This is a genomic window from Oceanobacter antarcticus (assembly GCF_044962685.1).
Lineage (GTDB): Bacteria > Pseudomonadota > Gammaproteobacteria > Pseudomonadales > Oceanobacteraceae > Oceanobacter > Oceanobacter antarcticus.
In genome coordinates this window covers 1-408 of the sequence record NZ_JBBKTX010000081.1, presented here as the reverse complement: position 1 = coordinate 408, position 408 = coordinate 1, and the positions used below count along the sequence as shown (strand labels likewise).

Sequence of the window (408 nt, the reverse complement as noted above, 5' to 3'; positions counted from 1 at the left end):
GACGGTTCCGTTGCCGGGCTGGGCGCGGGAGCCGGTAACACGCCGCTGGAAGTGCTGTGCGCGGTTCTCGACCGCATGGGCTGTCAGACCGGTATCGACCTGTACCAAATCATGGACGTCGCCGAAGACCTGATCACGCCATTAATGGACCAGATCATCCGCATCGACCGGGATGCCCTGACCCTGGGCTACGCCGGTGTGTACAGCTCCTTCCTGCTGTTCGCCCAGCGTGCTGAAAAGAAATACGGCGTCAGCGCCCGCGACATCCTGGTGGAACTGGGCAAGCGCGGCACTGTGGGTGGTCAGGAAGACATGATTGAAGATCTGGCGTTAACCATGGCCAAAGCCAAAGGCTAACAAAACGAAAGGCTAACGCTGGACTGGCTGCCACGCTGCTGCGGGGCAGCC

General features: G+C 61.0%; 1 protein-coding gene. It reads left to right on the top strand.

Annotation, left to right across the window (positions count from 1 at the left end):
* Nucleotides 1–357: hydroxymethylglutaryl-CoA lyase-like TIM-barrel protein (locus tag WG929_RS21000; RefSeq protein ID WP_494517119.1), on the top strand; the 357-nt coding region annotated here is incomplete at its 5' end.
* Between the last annotated feature and the right edge of the window lie 51 nt (nucleotides 358–408).